The organism is Streptomyces phaeochromogenes, assembly GCF_001418655.1.
Classification (GTDB): Bacteria; Actinomycetota; Actinomycetes; order Streptomycetales; family Streptomycetaceae; genus Streptomyces; species Streptomyces phaeochromogenes.
Genome location: NZ_LIQZ01000336.1, coordinates 1 through 5,665, shown reverse-complemented (window position 1 = coordinate 5,665; position 5,665 = coordinate 1). Strand labels below are relative to the sequence as shown.

Annotated in this window: 4 protein-coding genes and 1 pseudogene; 4 read left to right on the top strand and 1 reads right to left on the bottom strand. The window is 69.2% G+C overall.

Translation table 11 applies throughout. From position 1 onward, the window contains the following. The 4 genes and pseudogenes from AOK17_RS52785 to AOK17_RS36315 all read left to right on the top strand — a co-directional run. Positions 1 to 125 (top strand): annotated as a pseudogene (locus AOK17_RS52785) (serine protease); the annotation flags it as partial. Between the two features lie 22 nt (positions 126 to 147). Beyond that, positions 148 to 1,884 (top strand): serine/threonine protein kinase, encoded by a 1,737-nt coding sequence (locus AOK17_RS36325; protein ID WP_055616865.1) that lies wholly within the window; start codon positions 148 to 150, stop codon positions 1,882 to 1,884. 36 nt (positions 1,885 to 1,920) lie between these two features. Then, entirely contained in the window at positions 1,921 to 2,928 is a 1,008-nt protein-coding gene (locus tag AOK17_RS36320; protein WP_206190896.1) for a bifunctional lytic transglycosylase/C40 family peptidase, read from the top strand. A gap of 183 nt (positions 2,929 to 3,111) precedes the next feature. Then, complete coding sequence (locus AOK17_RS36315) at positions 3,112 to 3,813, top strand: phosphatase PAP2 family protein (protein ID WP_055616864.1); 702 nt, start codon at positions 3,112 to 3,114, stop codon at positions 3,811 to 3,813. A gap of 132 nt (positions 3,814 to 3,945) precedes the next feature. On the opposite strand, the gene AOK17_RS36310 is transcribed toward AOK17_RS36315, so the two are convergent. Beyond that, entirely contained in the window at positions 3,946 to 5,511 is a 1,566-nt protein-coding gene (locus AOK17_RS36310; protein ID WP_055616863.1) for an FAD-binding oxidoreductase, read from the bottom strand. Positions 5,512 to 5,665: the final 154 nt, after the last annotated feature.

The following is a 5,665-nucleotide window of genomic DNA, read 5'->3' as shown; positions in this document are numbered from 1 at the left end:
ACGCGGGGGGGCGGGTCGTGGGGGTGCTGGGTGGGTTCCAGCAGGGCGGTACCACCGATGACGTGTCGTACAGCGTTGTTCTTGGGGGCGAGGCCGCCGCGTTGTACGGGGAGGCAGCGAAGTGACCTGTGTGAAAAGGTCAGTTGGGTGGAGGCACTCAGAGAGCGGGACCCCGCCCACATAGGCGCGTACACGTTGCTCGCCCGGCTGGGGGCGGGTGGGATGGGGCAGGTGTACCTCGGGCGGTCGCCCGGTGGGCGGCTCGTGGCGATCAAGGTCATCCGGGACGAGATCACCGACCATCCCGAGGCGCTGGCACGGTTCCGGCGCGAGGTGGAGACGGCTCGGGCGGTGCGGAGTGCGTACACGGCGAACCTGATCGATGCGTCGCTGGACGCCGCGCCTTACTGGCTCGCCACGGAGTATGTGTCGGGGCCGACGCTCGGTGGGGCGGTCGCCGAGCGGGGGCCGTTTCCCGCGGACAGTGCGCGACGGCTGTTCGCGGCCCTGGCCGAGGCCCTGGCGAGCGTCCACGGGTACGGCGTGACGCACCGGGACCTCAAACCGCAGAACGTGATCCTCTCCCCGCAGGGGCCGCTGCTCATCGACTTCGGCATCGCGCGGGGTACGGCGGACACGGCGCTCACCCAGACCGGGTTCACCCCGGGCACGCCCGGCTTCACCGCGCCCGAGGTGCTGAAGAGCAATCAGGTGGGCTCGGCGGCGGACGTGTTCGCGCTGGGCGCGACGATCGCGTACGCGGCGACCGGGAGGGCGCCCTTCGGGGCGGGGCACGCGCACGCCGTCTCCTACCGGGCCGTGCACGAGGACATCGACGTGACCGGAATCGAGCCGGGACTGGCCGAGCTGATCCGGGAGTGCGTCGCGAAGGAGCCCGCCGAACGACCCGGTCTCGACACCGTCATCGCCCGTTGCGCGGTCTCCGCCGCGCTCGCCGACGACCCCTTCTACCGTCCGCTGGCCGGCACCGGCGACACCGCGCCGCCCGACCTCCCGGCGGCCGTCGCGGCCGGACTGGTCCCCGCCGGGCACGGGGCGGCGACCCCGCCCGCGTATCGGCCCACGGTCGGGCCGGGTTACGTGCCGACGGTCGGCCCCGGATACGTGCCGACGGCCGTGCCTTCGTCGACGCCCGCCCGCAGGCGGCGTGTGCCCGTGGCGGCCGGTATCGCAGGTGCGGTGGTGCTCGTGGCCGCGTCGGTCGTGGCCTGGCAGATGCTGCCCGACGACCAGGGGAACGAGCGGGGGAGCGGTGGATCGGGGGCGTCGCCGTCGGCGTCGGCGGGTGCCGGGGCGCAGAAGGTCCCCACGTTCATCGAGGACAACAAAGTCTCCCGCGACGTCTGGACGCTCTCCGACGAACCGGACGAGGCGGCACACGGCATCGGTGAGTGCGTACAGGTCGGTGCGGTTGATCCGCCCAAGGAACTCCAGTACAGCGCGGGCGACGTGGACGAGCCCACGCGCGCCGACGTGAAGGGTAAGGCGAAGATCCTGTTTCGGTTCAAGTACGCGGAACTGAGCAACAAGGCACCCGAGCCGTACCACGTCTCGGTCGGTGTGAAGCCGCCCCACGACATCGACCCCGATACGGGCAGGCCGTACGAGGACGTGATGGCCGAGAACAAGACGATCGGCTACACCAGCAAGCCGGTGGACATCTACCGGCACTGGCGGACCGGCGGGTACGTCGAGCTCACGTACCCCGACGACTTCCAGGAACACGCGGCGGGCAAGACCTGGGACGCGATCCCCGTCGCCAACGACCCCGGTGACTGGACCGTGGTCTTCTACCACGTCAAGAGCAGCTCCACCGACTACGAAAGCGTCGGTTGCACCGGCTTCAGGGTGGGAAGCTCCTAGACTGACGTGGGCTAATTCCGGAGCTGCGGAGGGCGGTTGACGGTGCGTAAGGCGTGGATCGTGGTGACCGTCGCCGCGGGGGCGGGGCTCAGCTTCGTCATGGTGCTGGTCATCGGGGTCTACATGGTGGCCGGGAACCTCGCCAACGGTGTGGGGCAGGGGGCCCGTGGCCTGGCCAAGGGGGCCGTACCGGCCGCGTATCAGGCGCTCGTGCAGAAGTGGGGCAATCTGTGCACCGCCATCAATCCCGCACTTCTCGCCGCGCAGCTGTATCAGGAGAGCGGGTTCAATCCCGATGCCAAGAGCCCGGCCGCCGCGCAGGGGATAGCGCAATTCATCCCGGGAACGTGGGCGACGCACGGAATCGACGGTGACGGTGACGGCGACCGCGACGTATGGGATCCGAATGACGCGATTCCATCGGCCGCGAAGTACGACTGCACACTTGCGAAGTACGTGAAGGACGCGCCCGGCGACCCGACGCACAACATGCTCGCCGCGTACAACGCGGGGGCGTACGCCGTCATCAAGTACGGGGGCGTACCGCCGTACAAGGAAACGCAGAACTATGTGAAGACGATCACGACACTGGAGGAGAGCTTCGCCGCTCCGGTCACCCGTGTCGACCCCTCCAAGCAGGCCGCCGGGGCCATTTACTACGCGCAGAAGAAACTCGGCACGCTGTATCTCTGGGGCGGGAACGGTACCGCTGACCAGGGCGGACGTTTCGACTGCTCGGGGCTGACCAAGGCCTCGTACGAGAGTGTGGGGATCACCCTGCCGCGGGTCGCCAACGACCAGTACAACGCCGGGCCGCACCCGAGCCGGGACGAGCTGCTGCCCGGGGATCTGGTGTTCTTCTCGGACGACCTCACCAACTCCCGGGCCATCCGGCACGTCGGGATCTACGTGGGCGGCGGGTACATGATCAACGCGCCCCGGGCGGGTGCCGTGATCCGGTTCGACCCGATCGACACCCCCGACTACTTCGGGGCGACCCGGGTCACCGAAGATGGCGCGAAAGCGTTGCCCACCTCTGTGTGAAACCCTCCCCTGAGCTGCGGCTATGTATCTCTCTTCGATAACGTCTGAGTGATCATTCGGTGGAGGGTGGAACGTATTGAAGGGGAGTGTGCGTTCCTGTTCTCGTAGCCGACGACGGGGGTTGATGGCGCGGCGCACCCGATGGGTGCGTCGGGAAGAAGATGACGAAGGGGCCGTTGCACCATGGCTGGACTCGCCGAATCCGGTTCGAACCCTGACGTTGACTTGCTCTACGACATCAATGGTCTCGCCAAAGACGCGCCGCACTGGTTCGACCGCGTCATGGAGTTCGTGGGCGAGTGGGGGCTCCTGCTCGCCATGGTGATGCTGGTGCTCTGGTGCTGGCTCACCGTGCGGAAGCGGGGCGGGGAGGATGCCGCCTCGTCCGTCGCCGCGCTGATCTGGGCACCGCTCGCCGCCGGTGTCGCCGTACTCGTGAATGTGCCGATACGGGGATTTGTGGAGCGGCCTCGGCCTTTTGTCGACCATGACGGGCTGGACGTTCTTATCGGTGGCAAGAGCGACTTTTCGTTCGTGAGCGATCACTCGACTCTCATGATGGCGATGGGGGTCGGGCTGTTCGTCGCGAATCGGAAGTTCGGGCTCGTGGGGATAGTGCTGGCTCTGTTCGGCGGGTTCTGCCGGGTTTATATGGGCGTGCACTATCCGACGGATGTGATCGGTGGCTTTGCGCTCGGGACCGCGGTGGTTCTGCTGCTTTCGCCGCTTGCGATGGCTTTGCTGACGCCCGTTGTGGCCGCTGTGGAGAGGTCGCCCCGGGTGGGGTGGCTGGTTCGGGCGCGCGGTGCCTCCGGTGAGCGGGGGAAAGTGATTCCTGGGGCTCGTAGTGAGGTTGAGGCGGAGGAGCGGGACCTCGCGGCGTAGGTAGGGCCTGTTGTTCGTTGCCGGGTGCGCGCCCCGGTGGGGGCTGGTCGCGCAGTTCCCCGCGCCCCTAGAAGCCAAAAGACTGCGCAGTTCCCCGCGCCCCTGAAGGGGCGCCCCCAGCCGGCCCGTGCCTTACAGCGACTGTGGGAACTTGAAGAAGGTCTCCGGGTCGTACTTCTTCTTCAGGGTCTTGAGGCGGGGGGCCGCGTCGCCGTAGTACGCCTTGCGCCAGTTGGTGAGGGTTGGGTCCGTGTAGTTCTGGTAGGCCGCGCCTGAGGCGTACGGCTTCATCGCTGTGTGGGCCCGGGTCAGCCAGGCGTTGGATGTGGTGCCGGAGGTTCCGGGGCGCCAGGCGGCGATGTACTGGGCCAGCATGCGGGAGCGGCGGTGGACGAAGGCCGTTGCCGTGGGGTCGATTCTGTTGATCGCGCCGCCGAGGGCTGTGAGGGCGATGCTGCCCGTGCTGCCCCGGACCCCCGATATCTGGGAGAGCAGCGTCTGGATGCCGGCCGCCGAGATCGAGCGGTCGAAGAAGTCCGAGCGGCCCGTGTACGTCTCGCGGCCCAGGGCACCCTGGGGGGAGCGGCCCGGTGTCGCGCCCGGGAGGTGGCACTGGGCGTCGTCGGGGAAGGTCGAGCAGCCCGCGTACACCTCCATCGATTCCTCGTAGGAGCGGCGCTTGAGGGACACGCTGCGGGCGGAGGCGCCGATGCGGTCGGCGAGGCGGTCCACCGCGTTCTGGAGTTCGCCGTACGTGCCCAGGGAGAAGGCCGAGACGGAGACCGTGGGCGTGCCGCCGGCCGCGTTCTCGAAGTGGCACGAGGACCAGATCTCGTCGGGCTGGTCGGGGCCCCACTCCTGCCAGGCCCTGAGGACGGCGGCGGCCCTGGACCACGGCCAGGACATGTACGCCGAGACGCCCTGCGGCGCCGGGTGGGTCTTGAAGCGGAGTTCGGTGACGACGCCGAAGTTGCCGTTGCCCGCGCCGCGCAGGGCCCAGAAGAGGTCCTTGTTCTCGGTCGCGCTCGCGGTGAGCTGCTTTCCGGCCGCCGTGATCAGGGTTGCCTGGGTGAGGCTGTCGCACGTCAGGCCGTAGGCACGGGACACGACGCCGTGGCCGCCGCCCAGTGTCAGGCCCGAGACGCCGACCGTCGGGCAGGAACCGGCCGGGATCGTGACGCCCTTCGCGGCCAGCGCGCGGTAGACGTCGATCAGCTTGGCGCCCGCGCCGACCACGGCCTCGTTGCCGGAGGCCCGGACCTTGGAGAGCTTCGAGATGTCGAGGATCAGCCGGCCGTCGCCCGAGGACCAGCCCGCGTACGAGTGGCCGCCGTTGCGGATCGAGACGGGGACGGCGTGGGACCGGGCGTACGCGAGGGTCGTACGGATGTCCTCGGCGTGGGCGACGTACGCGACGGCCGTCGGCTTGAGCGAGTCGAAGCGGGTGTTGTAGAGCTGGCGGGCCGCCGCCCAGTTCGCCTCGCCCGGGCGGACCAGGGGGCCGTCCAGGTCCCGGGCCAGGGCCTTGAGGTCGGCCGCGGTGCTCGTCTTCCTCACCGGTGTGCCGGACGTACGGGCCTCCTCACCGGCCCGCGGCCCGGAACTCCCGCCGGTGCCGTCGGCGCCGCTGGTGCACGCGGCCGAAACCGCCGTCGCCGCGAGCGCGGCGCCGCCACCTATGAACGTACGCCGTTGCATGTGCGCCTCCCGTTGTTCCCGTGGAACGAGACGGGTCCACGGTCCGCCGGGTTCCACGGGCGGGTCCCGGGAATCGCGTACGCGACTGCTCGTGGCCGCCGATTCTCGGCCATGGGGGCGTTGGAGCGTGCGGGGTGGGTGCAGGGGTGAGAGG